The organism is Actinomadura rubrisoli (assembly GCF_004349215.1).
Lineage (GTDB): Bacteria > Actinomycetota > Actinomycetes > Streptosporangiales > Streptosporangiaceae > Spirillospora > Spirillospora rubrisoli.
In genome coordinates this window covers 1-16,424 of record NZ_SMKU01000204.1, presented here as the reverse complement: position 1 = coordinate 16,424, position 16,424 = coordinate 1, and the positions used below count along the sequence as shown (strand labels likewise).

16 protein-coding genes and 1 tRNA gene are annotated in these 16,424 nt (G+C 71.3%); 3 read left to right on the top strand and 14 right to left on the bottom strand.

Features of this window, described 5'->3' with window-relative positions; genetic code table 11:
- Positions 1-213: 213 nt before the first annotated feature.
- A tRNA-Asn gene (locus E1298_RS30195) sits at positions 214-286 on the bottom strand.
- 139 nt (positions 287-425) lie between these two features.
- Here E1298_RS30195 and E1298_RS30190 point away from each other — a divergent pair.
- Positions 426-725, top strand: coding sequence for a YtxH domain-containing protein (locus tag E1298_RS30190; protein ID WP_131899238.1), 300 nt, complete (start codon positions 426-428; stop codon positions 723-725).
- A 24-nt stretch (positions 726-749) separates the two neighbouring features.
- On the opposite strand, the gene E1298_RS30185 is transcribed toward E1298_RS30190, so the two are convergent.
- The 6 genes from E1298_RS30185 to E1298_RS30165 form a co-directional block, all read right to left on the bottom strand.
- Complete coding sequence (locus tag E1298_RS30185; RefSeq protein WP_131899236.1) at positions 750-1,232, bottom strand: hypothetical protein; 483 nt, start codon at positions 1,230-1,232, stop codon at positions 750-752.
- 17 nt (positions 1,233-1,249) lie between these two features.
- Positions 1,250-2,095, bottom strand: coding sequence for an MGH1-like glycoside hydrolase domain-containing protein (locus tag E1298_RS30180; RefSeq protein ID WP_243725898.1), 846 nt, complete (start codon positions 2,093-2,095; stop codon positions 1,250-1,252).
- 155 nt (positions 2,096-2,250) lie between these two features.
- Complete coding sequence (locus E1298_RS30175) at positions 2,251-3,060, bottom strand: HAD family hydrolase (protein ID WP_131899234.1); 810 nt, start codon at positions 3,058-3,060, stop codon at positions 2,251-2,253.
- The gene (locus E1298_RS48505; RefSeq protein WP_165975737.1) at positions 3,057-4,181 is read right to left on the bottom strand and encodes a cysteine protease StiP family protein; all 1,125 of its coding nucleotides are present in this window, start codon (positions 4,179-4,181) and stop codon (positions 3,057-3,059) included. Before E1298_RS48505 ends, E1298_RS30175 begins: the two co-directional genes overlap by 4 nt.
- Entirely contained in the window at positions 4,178-5,539 is a 1,362-nt protein-coding gene (locus E1298_RS48500) for a phosphoribosyltransferase family protein (RefSeq protein WP_279499288.1), read from the bottom strand. Before E1298_RS48500 ends, E1298_RS48505 begins: the two co-directional genes overlap by 4 nt.
- Positions 5,536-6,693, bottom strand: coding sequence for an HpcH/HpaI aldolase/citrate lyase family protein (locus E1298_RS30165; RefSeq protein ID WP_131899232.1), 1,158 nt, complete (start codon positions 6,691-6,693; stop codon positions 5,536-5,538). Before E1298_RS30165 ends, E1298_RS48500 begins: the two co-directional genes overlap by 4 nt.
- Between E1298_RS30165 and E1298_RS30160 the strand changes: the two genes are divergently transcribed.
- Positions 6,616-8,187: a VWA domain-containing protein gene (locus E1298_RS30160; RefSeq protein ID WP_481726142.1), complete on the top strand. Its 1,572-nt coding sequence runs from the start codon at positions 6,616-6,618 to the stop codon at positions 8,185-8,187. The two genes, E1298_RS30165 and E1298_RS30160, sit on opposite strands and share 78 nt — an antisense overlap.
- Positions 8,188-8,411: 224 nt before the next feature.
- Here E1298_RS30160 and E1298_RS30155 read toward each other — a convergent pair whose 3' ends face one another.
- The 4 genes from E1298_RS30155 to E1298_RS30140 all read right to left on the bottom strand — a co-directional run bounded on the left by E1298_RS30155 (position 8,412) and on the right by E1298_RS30140 (position 11,422).
- Complete coding sequence (locus E1298_RS30155) at positions 8,412-8,990, bottom strand: TerD family protein (protein WP_131899228.1); 579 nt, start codon at positions 8,988-8,990, stop codon at positions 8,412-8,414.
- A gap of 67 nt (positions 8,991-9,057) precedes the next feature.
- Positions 9,058-10,167, bottom strand: coding sequence for a DUF475 domain-containing protein (locus tag E1298_RS30150; RefSeq protein ID WP_131899226.1), 1,110 nt, complete (start codon positions 10,165-10,167; stop codon positions 9,058-9,060).
- Positions 10,168-10,227: 60 nt separating this feature from the next.
- A complete protein-coding gene (locus tag E1298_RS30145) occupies positions 10,228-10,806 on the bottom strand; it encodes a TerD family protein (RefSeq protein ID WP_131899224.1) in 579 nt (192 codons plus the stop codon).
- A gap of 40 nt (positions 10,807-10,846) precedes the next feature.
- Complete coding sequence (locus E1298_RS30140) at positions 10,847-11,422, bottom strand: TerD family protein (protein WP_131899222.1); 576 nt, start codon at positions 11,420-11,422, stop codon at positions 10,847-10,849.
- Positions 11,423-11,561: 139 nt separating this feature from the next.
- On the opposite strand from E1298_RS30140, the gene E1298_RS30135 reads away from it, so the two are divergent.
- Entirely contained in the window at positions 11,562-12,809 is a 1,248-nt protein-coding gene (locus tag E1298_RS30135) for a molecular chaperone DnaJ (protein ID WP_131899220.1), read from the top strand.
- Positions 12,810-13,090: 281 nt separating this feature from the next.
- Here the strand turns inward: E1298_RS30135 and efeB are convergent, their stop codons facing one another.
- From efeB to E1298_RS30120, 3 genes are all read right to left on the bottom strand, one after another.
- Positions 13,091-14,359 carry an iron uptake transporter deferrochelatase/peroxidase subunit gene (gene efeB, locus E1298_RS30130; RefSeq protein WP_131899218.1) on the bottom strand — a complete coding sequence of 423 codons (1,269 nt, stop codon included), beginning with the start codon at positions 14,357-14,359 and terminating at the stop codon, positions 13,091-13,093.
- A complete protein-coding gene (efeO, locus tag E1298_RS30125) occupies positions 14,356-15,486 on the bottom strand; it encodes an iron uptake system protein EfeO (RefSeq protein ID WP_131899216.1) in 1,131 nt (376 codons plus the stop codon). Before efeO ends, efeB begins: the two co-directional genes overlap by 4 nt.
- Positions 15,487-15,666: 180 nt before the next feature.
- Positions 15,667-16,140 (bottom strand): YbjQ family protein, encoded by a 474-nt coding sequence (locus E1298_RS30120; RefSeq protein WP_131899214.1) that lies wholly within the window; start codon positions 16,138-16,140, stop codon positions 15,667-15,669.
- Positions 16,141-16,424: the final 284 nt, after the last annotated feature.

Here is a 16,424-nt window from a genome sequence, read left to right as displayed (position 1 = left end):
GCGTGGGGGCGGAGCCCCCACATCGGGGGTCCGGGGGTCGCCCCCCGGGTCAACACCGCGGGCCCCGGCGAAGCTGAGCGCAAGCTCAGCGAGCAGAAGAGGTCGCGGGGGCGGAGCCCCCACATCGGGGGTCCGGGGGTCGCCCCCCGGGTCAACACCGCGGGCCCCGGCGAAGCTGAGCGCCAGCTCAGCGAGCAGAAGAGGTCGCCTCGGCTCCCGCGATTGGACTCGAACCAATAACCTGCCGGTTAACAGCCGGCTGCTCTGCCGATTGAGCTACGCGGGATCGTGCGGCCGATGGGGCTTGGGTCCCTGTCGGCGGGTCTAGGTTAGCGCATGTCCAGGGCTGTTCGCGCGCGCGTTAGGGGTGGGGGCGGCGATCGCGGGTATAGGGGGTGCACGATTCCGCAGGCTGGAGGTTTGTGATGAAGCACCGGACGACCCTGGTCGTTGGCGCCGCGATCGGCTACGTCCTTGGGACGAAGGCCGGGCGGGAGCGGTACGAGCAGATCATGCGTTGGTCGCGGCAGGTGTCGGAGAACCCGAACGTGCAGGAGGCCGCCGACGTGCTGCGCACCAAGGGCGGCGAGATCGCGGGGGCGGCCAAGGAGAGAGCGGGGACCGTGGCGGCCTCGGCCAAGGAGCGCGTGCCCGAGCAGATCGGGGATCGGATGGGCAAGCGCGACAAGGTCGAGGAGGAGCAGCCGCCCGTCTACCCGGGTTAGAGCGCAAGACCTGTAGGAGGCGTCCTAGAGGCCGGTCTGGCGGCGCAGGTCTTGGAGGGCCTGTTCGGCTTGGGCGCGCAGGCCCGGGTCGTCGGGGTCGAGGCCGGCGTCGAAGACGAACGACCAGCGCACGTCGCCGCCGGAGGCGGGGCGGCGGCCGGCGATGCGGACCTTTGCGCCGCCGGGGAGCTTGGCGTGGTGGCTGACGGCGATGGTGGAGGTGACGCGTTCCCTGACCGTCTCGGGGACGGAGCCGGGGTCGGTGAGGCGGACGTGGTGCTCGGCGCCGCCGGACGTCTCGTGGACGTGGAGCCAGCCGTCCTTCCAGGACGCCTGGTCGACGTGTTCCCAGGGGAGGCGGGTGAAGCCGCCGGACTCGGTGGGCAGGTGCAGGGCCGTGGTGGTGGCCACGACGTGGGAGCCGCCGCGGGTGGGGGCGGACGCGAGGGGGCGTTCGCCTCGCTGCAGTGCGAGGCCGGAGGGCACGCGGCCGCGGAGAAGGCGCATGCCCCAACGGTAGGCGATCAGGCGGCCTGGGGGGCGCGGCGGGCTCCCAGCAGGTCCAGGACGAGGGCGGCCGACCAGGAGTGGTCGTGGCCGCCCCGGCCCGTCCCGTCGAAGGGGTCGAAGAACTCGCGGAAGCCGGACTGGCGGACGAGGCGCATCGTGGAGCCGTAGAGCAGGTCGGCGACGACGGGGATGTCGTGGGCGAGGGCGCCGTACCAGATCAGCCAGTTGGTGCTGATCCAGGTGGGGCCGCGCCAGTAGCCGGCGCGGTCGAACGCGGGGGCCTGGATGTCGCAGGTGGGGACGGGGTAGCCGGCGGCCCCGGCGAAGCGGGCCGACAGCAGGAGGTCGACGAGGTTCCGGGCGATCGGGGCGGGCAGTTCGGGGTCCAGGAGGGGGCCGAACGAGCCGGCGGTGAGGACGGGCAGGAGCCGGTCGTCGCGCAGGTCGCGGGCGCGGAAGCAGCCGGTCTCGGCGTCCCAGAGGCGGTCGAGGAGGGCCCGGTGGACGCGCTCGGCGCATTCGCGGTGCGGGACGGGGTCGCCCCCGACGATCTCGGCGATCTCGGCCAGGGCGTGGGCGGAGGCCAGGTAGGTGGCGTTGACGAGGGGGTCCTCGACGGCGAAGGGGTGGGCCTCTCGGAGGTAGGCGGGCGCGTACCCGGCCTCGCGCATGAGGGCGACCAGCCAGACGTAGCGGTCGTAGTCCTCACCGGTCGGGAGGGTGCGGCGGACGTGGCCGGGCGCGTAGGCGGTGGGCGGGAGCTGGAGCGCGCCGAGCGGGCGGTCCCAGGCTGGGCTGTTGTCCAGGCCGTCGCCGTGCCGGTCCAGTTGGCGTCGAGGACCCGGGCCGCGGCCTGCCACAGCGCGGTCTCGTCACCGGTGAGACGGGAGCTCATGCGCCAGAATGACCTCCCGATCGTGTTCGAGCGTTCACCGTGATTGTGACTGGAGAAGGCGGCCGCGACGAGCCCCTGGGGGCCGTCGCTTCTCCACGCGGGGTGAATGCGTGCGGTGATTTATTCCGCTGCGGTGACGCGGCCGAGGAGCCAGGTGGCGATCTCCTCACCGGCGGCGATGCCGCGGGAGGCGGTCACGGTGGTGGCGGGGGACGTCCAGCCGGCGTCGTGCAGCTCGCCGTGGGCGGGGCGGACGGCGGCGTCGGCCGCCTCCAGCAGCTCGATGTCGAGCAGGGAGTCGCCCGCCGCCAGCATCGTTCCGGCGCCGGTGCGGCGGACGACCTCCGCCGCCGCGGCGGCCTTGGTCAGGGACGCGGGCAGGCAGTAGACCTTGCGGCCTTGCAGGGACGTGCGCCAGCCGCGTTCGGCGCACCAGCCGGTGAGGTCGTCGGCCCACCCTGTGGGGAGGGCGGCCCGGTCCACGACCATGTAGGCGAACAGGTCGGAGGCGGTGCGTCGCTTGAGGACGAAGTCGCCGCCGGTGCCGGTCAGGTGGGCCTGGATCTCGGCGAGGGGCGCGCAGGAGTCGGCGGCGCGGGTGCGGACGGCGGCGGCCCAGTCGGGGTCGTCCGTCCCGTCCACGAGGATGTGCCCGCCGTTGGAGCAGATCGCGTAGGCGGGCGGCTTCTCCAGCAGGTGGACGCGGCGGTACTGCTCCGGCGTCCGCGTCGTCGTCGGGACGAGCGCGGCGGCGGCGGCCAGGGTCTCCAGTGTCCGTACGGCCGGCTCCAGGATGTACGACAGGGGCGCGCCCTGGTAGAGCTCGACGCAGAGAAGGCGCGGCATGGTCTCGTCCGGGCCGTCCAGGCCGAGCGCGGACGCCGAGTAGATGAGCGTCCGGTCCAGGTCGGAGCACACAAGGATGGTCACTGGGCGGCTCCCTTGCCGAAACGGGGGTGGATCAGGCCCATGCACGCGTACGGGATGTCGTCCGCGTCCAGGACGGGCACGCCGCGTTCCTCCGCGAGGAGCCGGATGTGCGTCAGGTCGGTGCCCCCGTCGGCCCGTACCAGGACCTTCCAGGGGACGCGGCGCAGCAGCACCCGGGTGGTCTCCCCCACGCCCGGCTTGATGAGGTTGAGGTCGTCGACGCCGTGGGCCTGGCCGACGCGGCGGACGGCCTCCCAGCCGGACCAGTCGGGTGTCCGGTCGGAGGCGCGCAGGTCCGGCAGGTCCTTCGCGACCCTTTCGGCCACGTCCGCGAAGCGCGCGCAGACGGTGTCGAGGAAGTGGGTCGAGACGTCGTCGGCGGCCAGTTCCGCATAGAACTTCGCCCCGTGGAAGTCTCCTGGGCCGATCAGCTTGTCGTTCAGTACCGTCCGGCTGACCAGGCCCGACACGGTGGAGTTGAGGCAGGCGGACGGGATCAGGAAGTCGTCACGGGTGCCGTACAGGGACGTGCACCGGCCGGGGTCGGCGAGGACGGCGAGATCGTCGGGAAAGCGCGCGGCGGTATAGGCGTCCAGGGCGGCGGTCAGCTCGCGGGTGATCGCGCCCTTGCCCGTCCAGCCGTCCACGAACATCACTGTGGACGGGTCGTGGTGCTCGGCCAGGTACCGGAGAGCGACCGTGTCGATGCCCCGGGCCCGGACGATGCTGACCGCGTAGTGGGGCAGGTCCAGGCCGTGCGCGAACCGTGCCCAGCGCCGGATCAGCACGCCGACCGGCGTCCCGGCGCGGGCCAGCGAGACCACGACCGCGTCCGGGCCGCGCTCGGCCAGGATCGTCTCGGTGACCAGGCCCGCCGCGTACGCCAGCCGCTCCGCCGACGCCTCCAGGGCCCGCTCGAACAGCCGCCTGTACTCGGGCCCCGGCTGGTACTCCTCTGGCAGCGTTTCGGCGTAGTGGGCCCGGCCCGCCTGGATGGCGGCCTCCCGCTCCTCGGTGGGCGCCTCCAGCCGTACGTCCGACAGGTCTTTCAGCAGCCATGCGACGTCGTCCGCCGGGTAGCTGCCGAACTCCGGGCCATGCAGGGGCCTGGGCAGGCTCACGCTTCTCTCCTATAGGCGGGGACGGGGACGAGCAGCACCGGCGCAAGCGCGCGCAGCCGCTCCAAGAGCCCGTGGGCCAGCTCTTCGGTGTCGCCCACGTCGTCCACGACGAACACGATCCGGTCGAACGCGGAGGACACGTTGTAGGCGTACCGCTCCCCCGGACCGTCGGACGGCTCGTCGTGGGACGGGAAGGCCAGCCGCGTCCTGATCGCGTACCCCGGATCGTCCACGGCCAGGACGGGCGAGCGGGTCGTCGTCGAGTAGCGGACGTCCACATCCGGCAGCGCATCGGCGAGCGCCTCCGCCAGCCGCAGAGGCGCGTACATCAGCTCCTCGAAGCCGAGGACGAGGACACGGGAGGCACCCGCCCCGAGCCGTTCCGCCAGGACGTCGGCCATGCGGGGCAGGTCCTTCTCCAGCCTCGTGCGGTGGACGGGCAGGAACCCGTGCCGTCCGCCGTCCGGCAACCCGCGCGGCCAGTCGACGGCCACGCGCGTCACGTCGAACGCGCCCGCGGAATGGTTCGGTGAAGGGCGGTCCGAAAGGGTATCGACGAGCGCCGTGCCTGCTTTCAAGACGCCCTCGGGCAGCTCCACGCGGCCATGGGCGAGGGCCACGGCGTCGATGCGGGCGCCAAGACGGTCGGCGAGTTCGCGCATCCGTGCACGGTCATCTTCGCCGCGCAGGTCGACGAGCGCCGCCAGGACGTAGTGGCGCCGGGGACGGACAGCGTGCAGAGCCTCAATGGTGTTGAGGACCGTCCGTCCAGTGGAGAGCTCGTCGTCCACCAGCACAGCGGGAACGTCCCTGTCGAACGCGACGGGATCGGCGGGCAGGAGCAGATGGCTCGTGGCGTGGCTGTGCTCTTCCTCGAACCCGCCGTATGTAGCGAAGCCCTTCACGGGACGGCGCGTCGAGTGCAGGTAGTAGGCGCCGCCCAAAGCGTCCGCTACTGAGTGCCCTAGGGCGGTGGCTGTCTCGGCGTATCCGAGGACCAGAGCGTCCACCGGCGCAGACGGTTCGCGCATCGAGTCGCGCAGTGCGGCAGCGGCGCCCGGAACGCCACGAAGGGCGTCCGAGAGGAACGCCGCCGCGCGAGGCGATTCGTCATCGCGCAGGCGCGCGCGCACAAGATCGCCGAGCAGCAGCCCCGCCCCGTACACCAGGCGAGGATCGGTGGGGACGTGCTTGCCCAGAACCGACGACACCAGCAGATGCGCCCGCCGCTTGTTGCGCCGAACCGCCAGCCCCACCAGCTCGCTCAGCCCCGCCCCGGCCAGGCGATCACCGCTCGCGAGGCGCACACCGAGCCGCGACGCCACCCACTCCCCCGGCCAGGTCACCCCGCCGCTCACCGGCTTCCCGCCGCTTCCAGCAGTTCCACGAAGGTCACGCCCTCGGCCGCCACGCCGAACACCTGGGCGCGCAGCATCAGCCGCTCCGCCCACGCCCGGTGCGGCTTCGCCTCGTTCATCTTGTTCGCGTACGAGCTGGCCATCGCGCCCCCTCCGGCCACCCCGAGGATGTCGGCGGCGTCGCAGTACTCCTCGTGCGTCACCACCGACAGCGCGTGGACGGCCGCCACATGGCTCGGATGGATCACGGTCTTGCCCGTCAGCCCGTTGGCCTTGTCCAGGTGCACCTCGCGGATCAGCCCGTCCAGATCGGAGGTGATCAGCCGCTGCCGCAGCGGCGCGGCCTGCTGGGCCTCGAACGGCGACCGCCTGAGCTGCGGCTTGAACATCCGCTCGCCCGCCGAGAAGTACTCCCAGACGGGCCCGGTCACCACGAACCCGCTGCCGTCCGCGCGGCCGAGGATGTTGACCACGTCGCAGATCACGCCCGCGACCGGCCGGATGTCGTAGATCGTCAGGTCCGGCGGGCGGCGCAGCCCGTAGGCCGCCGACATGTCGGTGGCGCCGAGCCGGACCGCGAGGATCCGCTCCCGGCGCTTGGCGAGCAGCCGCGCCACGTCGTTCAGCATCTCGGTGCGGGTCTCGGCGTACACCGCCTCGGGGCTCTCGATCACCGGCATGGCCAGCAGCCGGAGGCCGGTGCGCGCGGCCGTCTCCTCCAGCGCGTCGAGGAACGCCGCGCCCGTGGCCGGGGCGAACTTGGGCAGGACGAAGCCGGTGACCAGCCGCGCGGCGGCGCCGAGCCGGTCGATCAGGTCGCCGATCTGCCCCGGCCGGCGGATCCGGACGAACAGCAGCGGCACCTCCGCGCCGCGCTCGTGCAGCCGGCGCAGCTGGGCGACCGCGTTGGCCTCCCCGGCGGCGACGTCGGCGTCGGCGATCGCGTCCTCCAGGCACACGACCATGCTCATCACGCCCCGCCCGGCCGCCTTCTCGATGTCGTCCGCGAGGACGGGCCGCGTGGCCGGGCTGTAGAGCGTCGCGCCGAGCGCGACCGCCAGCACCTCCGGGTCGTCATGCCGCTCGAACCGCCGGGGATGCCGGTAGAAGAGGTGCTTGCGGTGCGTGGTGTCAATGTGGTCGAAATGCCGCATTCACAAAGTTCCCCTCAGGATCGGACCGCTGCGCGCGGATCGTCGGTCCCCTCCGAGACCCTTCCCCCGGAATCGTTCAAGAATAGTCGGACCAAACACTCATTCGCCCAAAACACGATCAGTATGCTCTGGATCATGATGAAGCTGGCCAAGGGGGCAAATGCCCCGGTAACGGCATCGACACTCAGGGTCCGCCTCACGTGGCGGCCCGGCCCGGGAGTCCCCGGCGTGGACACTTCCGCGCTTCTGCTGACCGGTGCCGGAAAGGTCCGCTCCGACAAGGATTTCGTCTTCTACAACCAGCCGCGGCACCCGTCCGGCGCGGTCGGCCACGAGGGCTCCGGCGACGGCGGCGAGAGCCTGGTCGTCGACACCGTCCGGCTGGAGCCCGAGATCGAGCGGATCGCGCTCACCGCGTCCGCCGACGGGGGCCCGTTTGGAGCGGTCCCGGACCTGACGCTGCAGCTCCTGGACGCGGCGAGCGGCGCGCCCATCGCCGAGTTCGCGATCACCGACGCGGCGGCGGAGACCGCGATGGTGGCCGGTGAGCTGTACCGGCGCGGGGGCGGCTGGAGGTTCCGCGCGGTCGGCCAGGGCTACGCCAGCGGCCTGGCCGGGCTCGCCACCGACTTCGGCATCGCGGTGGACGAGGCGCCCGACCCCGCCCCCACGCCCACATCCGCAGCCGCCCCGACGCCCGCGCCCGCACCAACGCCCGCAGCCGCGCCCGTGTCCGCGATCAGCCTCAAGAAGCAGAAGCTGATCTCGCTGGAGAAGCGGCTGGAGAACGAGTCTCCCGCGCTGCTGAGCCTCACCAAGAAGGCGGCGGTGTCGCTGGAGAAGCGCGGGCTGGGCGAGCACACCGCCCGGGTCGCGCTCTGCCTGGACATCAGCGGCTCCATGAGCTGGCTGTACGAATCGGGCAAGATCCAGGCGCTCGCCGAGCGCGTCCTCGCGCTCGCGGCGCGGTTCGACGACGACGCCGAGGTGGAGGTGTTCCTGTTCGCCGCGAAGGGCCACAAGGCGGGCGGGCTCGGCCTGCACAACCACCAGGGCTACGTGGACGACCTCGTCCGCCGGTACGGATTCGAGGGCGGCACCTACTACAGCAAGGCCATGCGGCTGATCCGCAAGCACTACTTCGGCTCCGACAAGAAGCGCGCGGCGCCGCTGGCCGCCGGCAGCCCCGTCTACGTCATGTTCCTCACCGACGGCGGGACGTTCGACCCGAAGGAGACCGACAACCAGGTCATGTGGTCGAGCTACGAGCCGCTGTTCTGGCAGTTCATCGCGATCACGCAAGGCGCGGGCGACGCCGAGTTCGCCTACCTCCAGCGGCTGGACGACATGCCGGGGCGTCACGTGGACAACGCCGACTTCTTCACGGTGGACGACCCCTCGACGATCTCCGACGACGCGCTGTTCGACCTGCTGATGACCGAGTACCCGAACTGGCTGGCCCGGGCCCGGGGCGCGGGCCTGCTGACCGGCTGACACACGGACGCGCCGACCGGCTGACACACGGGCGCGCCGCCAGGCCGACGCGCAGGCCCGCCGATGGCCAGGGAGCGGTGCCCGCGATGCCCGGCGGGTACCGACCGGTCGCCGGCACCCGGCCCGGGAACGCCGGAGCGCAGCACGCACCCGGCTCACGCCCGGTGTCCGCGCAGGTGCCGGTGGCGCCGCCGCAAGCGCGGCGGCGCCACCGGCAGGGTCCGTCACAGGTGGGCCGACACCGCCGGGAGCAGGTCCTGGAAGGTGCGGCCGGTCGCGGTCGCGCCGATCGCCGTCATCGACCAGCCGGACCCGTCCCGCGCCACCTTCGCCATGACCTGGGCGTTGTGCTGGCCCGCGCCGCTCAGGTCGAAGCGGGCGAGCTCCTGCCCGGTGGTCTCGTCCACCAGCCGGCAGAACGCGTTCTCGATCTGCGAGAAGTCCTGGCCGGTGAACGAGTTGACCGTGAAGACCAGCTGGACGACGTTCGCCGGGACGGACTGCAGATCCACGTTGATGACCTCGTCGTCGCCCTCGCCCGCGCCGGTGAGGTTGTCGCCGGTGTGGTGGACGGAGCCGTCCTTGCTGCGCAGTTGGCGGAACCACACCGAGTCGGCGAGGTTGCCGCTGGCGTCGAACAGCAGGCACGAGGCGTCCAGGTCGATCGACTGGGCCTTGCCCTTGCCGAACAAGCCCTTCTTGACCACGGCGTCCCAGCCGAGGCCCATCCGGACCCTGGTGAGCGTGCCTCCGCCGGGCTTGGCCAGGGAGACCTTCTGCCCCTTCTGCAGCGAGATCGACATCGTCGGCTCCTTCGGTGGTGATGCTCGTCGCGGGGTACGGACAGGAATCCAGAGGCTCCGGGCGGTTTCAGACCTTGCTGGAGTGGAGCTGCTTGTCCCCGCCGGACGCCGCCGCAGGCCCCTCGCCGTCGCCGCGGTTGCGCACCACGGAGCTGACGAACGCGGCGATGATCAGGCCGGCCCCGAGCCCGCCGGTGATCCATTCGGGGACGTGGTGGCCGATGCTGACGAGCATGCAGACCGCCAGGGCGCCGATCGCCCAGTGGGCGCCGTGCTCCAGGTAGACGTACTCGTGCAGCGTGCCCTTGCGGACCAGGAAGACCGTCAGCGACCGGATGTACATGGCGCCGATGCCCAGGCCCAGCGCGATGACGATCGGGTCGGTGCTGATCGCGAACGCGCCGATGACGCCGTCGAAGCTGAACGAGGCGTCCAGCACCTCCAGGTAAAGGAACAGGAAGAACCCGGCCTTGCCGGTGGCCAGGGCCAGCGAGCTCGGCCCGGACCGCGCCGCGCCCTCCGCCGCCTCGCCGTCGCCGTCCTCGTCGCCCACGCTCACCTCGGAGAACAGCTCGCCCAGGCCGTTGACCAGGATGTAGGTGACCATGCCGAGCACTCCGGCGATCATGACCTCGCCGGGGTCCTTGGCGTACAGGCCCGCGACGAACGCCAGCGAGCCGCCCGCGACGACCACCGACAGCTGGTCCAGCTTGCCGATCCGGGCGAGCGGCTTCTCCAGCCACGGCAGCCACTTGTCGGCGCGCTCCTCGAACACGAAGTCCAGGAACAGCATCAGAAGGAACATGCCGCCGAACGCCGCGATCATCGGATACGCGTCGGTCATCAGCTCGTGGTAGCGGTGCGAGTTGTTGAGCGCCAGGTCGAACGCCTCGACCGGGTTCAGCTTGGCGGTGATCCCCACGATCAGCAGGGGGAACACCAGCCGCATGCCGAACACGGCGATGGCGATGCCGACGGTCAGGAAGATCTTCTGCCAGAACGGGCTCATGCGGTCGAGCACCTTGGCGTTGACCACGGCGTTGTCGAACGACAGCGAGATCTCCAGGACGGCCAGCACGGCGACCAGTGCCAGGCCGGTCGCCCCGTCGTAGAGCAGGGCGATGAGCAGGCCGACGACCGTGACGGCGAAGGACCACCCGAAGGTGCGAAGAATCATGCGCGTATCTCTGATAGGTGGGACGGCCGGACGGGACGACCGGCGTGCGGGGACCCGCCGTCAGCCGACATTGACACCGAAGTCCAGGGCAATGCCGGCCAGTCCCGAAGCGTACCCTTGGCCGACGGCCCGGAACTTCCACTCGCCACTGTGCCGGTACAGCTCCCCGAACACCATGGCCGTCTCGGTGGAGGCGTCCTCGGTGAGGTCGAACCGGGCGAGCTCGTTGCCGTCGGAGCGGTTGACGATCCGGATGAAGGCGTTGCGGACCTGGCCGAAGTTCTGTTGCCGGTTGTCGGCGTCGTAGATCGACACCGGGAACACGATCCGCTCGCACTCGGGCGGCACGCCGGTGAGGTCGACGTTGATCGACTCGTCGTCGCCCTCGCCCTCGCCGGTCAGGTTGTCGCCGGTGTGCTCGACGGAGCCGTCCGGGCTCTTGAGGTTGTTGAAGAAGACGAAGTGCTGGTCGGACATGACCTTACCCGCACCCGTGAGCATCAATGCCGAGGCGTCGAGGTCGAAGTCGGCGCCGGTGGTGGCGCGCACGTCCCAGCCGAGGCCGACGGAGACGGCGTTGAGGTTGGGGGCGGCCTTCGTCAGCGAGACGTTGCCGCCCTTGGCGAGTGAGACGCCCATGATCGGGCCACTCCCTTCCGGTGGGGACGGGTGGAGATGGTCAGATGTTGACGCCGAAGTCCATGGCGATGCCCGCCAGACCCGAGGCGTACCCCTGGCCGACGGCCTTGAACTTCCACTCGGCCCCCGCCCGGTAGAGCTCCCCGAACACCATCGCGGTCTCCATCGAGGCGTCCTCGGACAGGTCGTACCGGGCGAGCTCGTTGCCGTCGCCCTGGTTCAGCACGCGGATGTAGGCGTTGCGGATCTGGCCGAAGTTCTGGCTGCGGCCGTCGGCGTCGTAGATCGACACGGCGAACGCCACCCGCTCCGCGGTGGCCGGCATCACACCGAAGTTCACCTTGATCTGCTCGTCGTCGCCCTCGCCGGCGCCGGTGGTGTTGTCACCGGTGTGCTCGACGCCGCCGTCGGGGGTGCGCAGGTTGTTGAAGAAGACGAAGTGCTGGTCCGTGATGATCTTTCCGGAGGCGTCCAGGACCATCGCCGAGGCGTCGAGGTCGAAGTCGGTCCCGGTGGTGGTGCGCAGGTCCCAGCCCAGACCGACGGTCACCGCGGTCAGACCCGGTGCCTGCTTGGTGAGCGAGACGTTGCCGCCCTTGCTGAGACTGACACCCACAGTGCCTCCAAGATCGCATGCCGTATCGGACGCCGCCCGGCGCCTCGCTATGTCGACGTAGCAGCGATGCTATCCGTTCCATCTTTCGCGAGAGCATTACCTTGGGCACTGTTGGAACGGCGGAGCGAGGGAGGCGGCGTTGCGGGGAGCGGGCGACCAGCGCCGACGGGGCCGGGGCGCGCAGGCGGCCGCCGCGGCGATCGAGGCGCGGGAGGCGGCCGCGTCCGCCTTCTACGACATGGACCAGGCGCAGAAGTACCTCGACGGCCGGGTCACCGTCTTCGAGGACCTGGACGCGGCGGCGGCCGCGCCGGCACGGCGCGAGTTCACGGGGTTGGCCGAGGCCGCCGACGCCGCGTCCACGGCCTACATCTCCGTCCTGGACGCGCACGACCTCGACGACCAGGACCGCACACCGGCCGAGTACGACGCCGCGCGCCGCGCGTTCGTGGGATCCACCGAGCGCCTCCAGCAGGTCATGCGGAACCTCAACGGCTTCGCCGAGCGGCTCGCGCCGCGCATGGCGCAACTGGAGGCCGCGCTCGACCAGCTCCCGCCCCGGCTGACCGCCGCACGCGACGCCGTCGCCGCCGCCGACGCCGCCGTGGCCGCCGCCCGGACGGCCGGGATGGACGCCTCCGACCCGGAGGCGGAACTGGCGCTCGCCAAGGAGGGCCTGACCGTCCTCGGCCGGCAGGGACTCGGCGGCCTCGGGCTCGACGGAGCGCTGCGGAAGGCCGACGAGGTCCGGGCCGCCGCCGAGCGGGCGCGTGAAGCAGCCGCGGAGCTGCCTCAGATGGCCGAGAAGGTCCGAAACTCCCTCGCCTCGGCCCGGACCCGGGTCGACATCGTCGCGGGCCGTGTGGAGCCCGTCAGGCAGGCGATGAAGGTCCTGCTGCGCGGCTACTCGCAGTCCTGTTGGCACGACCTGCGGGGCGCCCCCGAGGCCATCGAGGCGGCCCTCACCCGCGCGCGCGAGCGGCTGAACGAGGCATCGGCGTTCACGTCCCGCACCGAGTGGAAGCAGGCGCAGCAGTCACTCACCGCCGCCCGCACCGAACTGAACGCCGCCGACCGGCGCGCCGGCCAGGTCACCGGACGGGTGTCGGAACTGAAGGCGGTGGCCGCCGACCCGTCCAAGCCGGCGGAGCGCGTCCAGTTCGCCATACGGGACGCGCAGCGCCTGGCCATGGCCCAACCAGGCGGCGCCGCCCCCCAACACGCCCGCACCCTGGACTCACTGGTCGCGCGCCTGGAAAACGCCCCGAAGCGCCTCACAGGCCCGCACCCCGACTACTGGTCGTACCTACAGGAGCTGGAGTCCATCAAAACAGCCGCCGGCGACGTCGTAACCCGAATCCGCTCCGAACGTGGGACTCAGTCTTAATTTGCAGTGCCCTCGGCGTCAGGCGTTGCACGCCTTCCTTCAACGGGCACTGCGGCGATCGCTGCATCGCTCCGTCTCGCCTGGCGGCTCGCTGCGCGATCAGGTTCTCGCACGCTCGAACCTGGCTTCGCACGCGATCGCAACGCTGAGGTTGTCGACGCTTGAGGAAACTACCAAGCCTGCTTCTTTGCAGTGCCCTCGGCGTCGGGCCCTGAGGGCCCTCCTTCAACGGGCACTGCGGCGATCGTTACGGTGCGCGCAAGGGTTCGTGGGAGTTGTGATTACGCGAACAGACCCTCGCCCCAGTAGCCGCCGTCTTCGCGGGGGCCGGGGGGGCAGGCGTAGATGCCGGAGCCTACGTGTTGGATGTACTCGTTCATCGCGTCGGTGGCCAGTGACTGCTGGATGCGGATGAAGCCGGTTCGGGGGTCGCGTTGGAAGGCGATGAAGAACAGGCCCGCCTCCAGGCGTCCGAGGCCGTCCGAGCCGTCGGTGAACGAGTAGCCGCGCCGGAGGATCTTCGTCCCGCCGTTGGTGTCGGGGTGGGCGAGCCTGACGTGCGCGTCCGGTCTCAGCTTCGCCAGGACGATCTTGTCGCGCTCCTTGCGGCCGCCGGCCGGGGCGCCCTCGCCCTTGTTGCGGCCGAAGATGTCCTCCTGCTCGCGCAGGGACGTGCGGTCCCAGGTCTCGATGTGCATGCGGATGCGGCGCGCCACCAGGTAGGAGCCGCCCGCCATCCAGTCGGAGCCGTCGCCCTTGGCGGCCCACACGTGCCGGTCGAGGAGCGCGGTGTCGGTGCCGGCGATGTTCTCGGTGCCGTCCTTGAAGCCGAAGAGGTTGCGCGGGGTCTGCGCGTCCGGCGTCGTCGAGGACGTCTTGCCGAACCCCAGCTGCGACCAGCGGACCCCGACCACGCCGAAGCCGATGCGGGCGAGGTTCCGGACGGCGTGCACGGCGACCTGCGGGTCGTCCGCGCACGCCTGGACGACGATGTCGCCGCCGCTGCGGTCCGGGTCGAGGTTGTCGCCGGGGAAGTGCGGGAGCTCGACCAGGGCGGGCGGGCGCCGCGCCTTGAGGCCGAACCGGTCCTTGCCGTCCTTCTCGAACAGCGTGGGGCCGAAGCCGATCGTCAGCGTGAGCCGGGACGGCGGCAGGCCCTCCGCCTCGCCCGTGTCGTCCGGCGGCGCCACCGCGGGGCCGCCGACCGCGCCCTGCCCGACGGGCCTGCCCGCGGTCATCGCCGCGGCGGCGGCGGTCCACTCCTTCAGCATCCGGACGAGCTTGACGCGGTCGCCGGTGGTCACGTCGAAGGCGGCGAAGTGCAGCCGGTCCTGGACGGGCGTGGCGATCCCCGCCTGGTGGGCGCCGTGGAAGGCGATGGACGCGCCCGCCGGGGAGTCGTCCTCGTCGGCGGAGGCGACCCGGTCGAGGCCCGCGCCGGCGGCGGCGCCGACCAGCAGGCTCGCTCCGGAGAAGCCGAGCATCCGGCGGCGGGACAGCCCGCCGCGCCCCGTCGCGTCTTCCCGTCGTTCAGGACCGGGCTCCGTCATTTCGCCACTGCTCCCGCGAGCTTGGACAGCGGCTCGCCCAGCGCGTTCACCGCGTCGGCGAGCTTCTTGCGGTCGTCCTTGCCGACCTTGTCGTACGAGACGTAGCCGTCGCCCTTCTCGTACTTGTTCAGCAGCGCCTCGACGGCGGCGAAGTTGTCGTCGAGGTCCTTGGCGAGCTGGGCGTCCTTCTCCTGGACGACCGGCTTGAGCAGCTCGTGGACCTTCTTGGCGCCGTCCACGTTGGCCTTGAAGTCGACCAGGTCGGTGTGGCTGAAGGCCTCCTCCTCGCCGGTGACCTTGCCGGTGGCGACCTCGTCCAGCAGCTCCTTGGCGCCGGCGGCCATGTCGTTCACCGGGTCGAGGGTGAGGCCGGGCAGCCGCGCCTTCAGCGTGCCGAGGTCGGCGAGGAGCTGGTCGCCGGCCTTCCCCTTGCCCTTGACCGACCCGTCCTTCCAGAGGGCCTTCTCCAGCAGGTGCCAGCCGGACCAGCCCTTCCGCTCCGCCGGGCTGAGGTCGGCCTCGCGCGCGTCGACCTTGGGGTCGATGTCGCCGAACTTCTCCGCGACGGGCTCGATCGCCTCCCAGCCGACGCGGGACGGCGCGTACAGCTCCTTGGCCTTGGCGACGTCGTTCGCCTTCACCGCGTCGACGAACAGCCGCGTCTTGGCGATCGTGTCGTCGACGTTGGCGATGACGTAGGTCTTGTAGTCGGCGGCGGCCTTGGCCAGGCGCTGGTCGCCGTTCCCGGTCACCTGGCCGCTGACCGTGACGTCCTGGGTCGGGCCCTTGCCGGTCTGCCCGGCGCTGCACAGCAGCTTGTACGTTCCGGCGGGCAGGCTCACGACGAAGTCGACGCTGGTGCCGGGGCCGATGTTCTCCCGCTCGGCGAGGATCTTGCCGTCCGGTTTGAGGACCTCGAACTCGTTGACCTTCGAGCCCTTGTTGCTGACCTTGAAGGTGTTCTTGCCCGCGGTGAGGTCCTTCTTGGCCACCTCGCACTTGTCGTCGGTGGCCGTCACGGCGATGGCGTCCGAGGCGCTCGCCTTGTCGTCGTCACCGCCGCAGGCCGAGAGGAGGGAGATCGAGACGGCGGCGCCGGCGAGGGCGAGCACGGGGGCAGGACGCATGGGGGGCTCCAGGGCGGACAATGGTTAGGCTCGCCTAAATTAGCCAAAGCTAACCTCAGTAAGTCAAGTCGCCCTCGCGACAGTGAGTGATCCCACGTCGACCTGCGACGATCGCCTGGCCGGAGCCGGTCCCACCGGTCTTGCCGGCGGGGTCCTGAGCGGCCTCGCCGGGCGGGCCGATCAGCGGGGCCGGTCGTGCAGGCCCATCGTCAGGTTGCGGGCCGCCATCGGGGGGCCGCCGGGCTGCGGGTCGCCGTAGGACGGCACGTGCCCCTGCGGCGGGTGGCCCGGCTGCTGCATCTGCTGCATCTGGTCGCGTCCCTGGGACGCGGGGTCCGCCCAGACGGCCGTCCCGTACGCGCAGACCTCGTATCCGCCGCCGCTGAGCGCCGCGGTGTCGAAGCGCATGCCGACGACCGTGTTCGCGCCCTTGCGGCGCGCCTCCTCGCCGAGGCGGTCGATCGCCTCGCGGCGGGCCGCGGCGAGACCGGCGCCCGGCTGCTCCCCGGTCACCCGGAACGTGGCGCTGCTCCCCGCTTGCCCGTGCTGGACCGCCGCCCTGCCCTGGTCGGCCTGGGCGGACGTCCCCAGGACCTCGCCGAGCACGCGGCGGATCTCATACCCGGCCACGCCGTCAGTCGTCACGATCAGCATGGCGACCACGGTAATCCACCGCACGGACGAAATGCGACGCAATGCCGCGCCCGGTGCCCGGCCCCTGGCAGGCGACCGGCCGTCCTCCCGGCCCAGGTCCGGCGTTCTGGCCGGGGCCGGGAGGGCGGCCGGTTCCCTTCTCGTTCCGTCGGCCTCCTCAGTCCAGGTACTCGCGCAGTATGCGAGGCTGAACCGGCATGCTCACCTGCACAAACAGGCATCCGAAGGAAGCGACATGCTTGTCAGTACCCTGGGCTAGCGAATCAGGGATCTCCTGACGCGAG